The organism is Pseudomonas sp. EA_65y_Pfl1_P113, from assembly GCF_963970525.1.
Lineage (GTDB): Bacteria > Pseudomonadota > Gammaproteobacteria > Pseudomonadales > Pseudomonadaceae > Aquipseudomonas > Aquipseudomonas tritici.
Genome location: NZ_CAXAQM010000197.1, coordinates 1 through 659 on the forward strand (window position 1 = coordinate 1; position 659 = coordinate 659).

General features: G+C 57.7%; 3 protein-coding genes. All 3 read right to left on the reverse strand.

Annotated elements, in window-relative coordinates:
* The coding region (locus AACY52_RS29095) for a DUF3304 domain-containing protein (protein ID WP_339561184.1) at positions 1 to 316 on the reverse strand (316 nt) is incomplete at its 3' end.
* Positions 316 to 447 carry a hypothetical protein gene (locus tag AACY52_RS29100; protein ID WP_339561186.1) on the reverse strand — a complete coding sequence of 44 codons (132 nt, stop codon included), beginning with the start codon at positions 445 to 447 and terminating at the stop codon, positions 316 to 318. The genes AACY52_RS29095 and AACY52_RS29100, both read right to left, overlap by 1 nt.
* Positions 432 to 659 (reverse strand): DUF3304 domain-containing protein (locus AACY52_RS29105; RefSeq protein ID WP_339561185.1); only part of this gene is annotated, 228 nt, incomplete at its 5' end. The genes AACY52_RS29105 and AACY52_RS29100, both read right to left, overlap by 16 nt.

The following is a 659-nucleotide window of genomic DNA, read 5'->3' on the forward strand; positions in this document are numbered from 1 at the left end:
AGGCAGCCCGGTAGCCATCTGTCCCAAGCGGAGGCCAATTTGCTGAGGCATGCGGATTCGGGTCTTTCTCCCATTCAACCACCACGGTCAAACCGGGGTGCCACTTCACTGGAAGCGGTGCGCAGCAGTTCTGTTTTCCTCCGCCACCATAAGGGCCGACATTCGGTCCGCCGTTACCATTGACCGAGAACCGATTGATCGCCGCCGAGGTATGGCTATAGCCCTCGATAGGTGTACCTAACCTTTCAGGCGTGGGCTGCGCACAGCCCTGCAGCGAGATGCCGCCAATTAACATGACGAGGAGTAAACGAATCATCAGGTAGCCTCGCCACGAGTCAGGGTTGGTGGAAGGTGTTCGCTCAGCGCGCAGGTGATAATTGAATCGGCTATCGGGTTGAGGAATGCCGCCGCAGGCCTTTGAGGTGACGGGATCATGGCTTCGGACATGTGGCCGGCTCCTGCATTTTTTGAGGGAAGTGGAACGGATAATCTGCACGACCGGGATACGTAGCGCCTGCCGATACAGCCACCTGGTTACAGGGCAAGAAATGCACGTTTACCAACCCCAAGTCCTCATATGGAGCAACTGCCACTACCGCACGATGACGGGTGTAGCGCGTTTCGTGCTCCCGAGCAGCCTTGCGCCAAGCAGCCGAAAA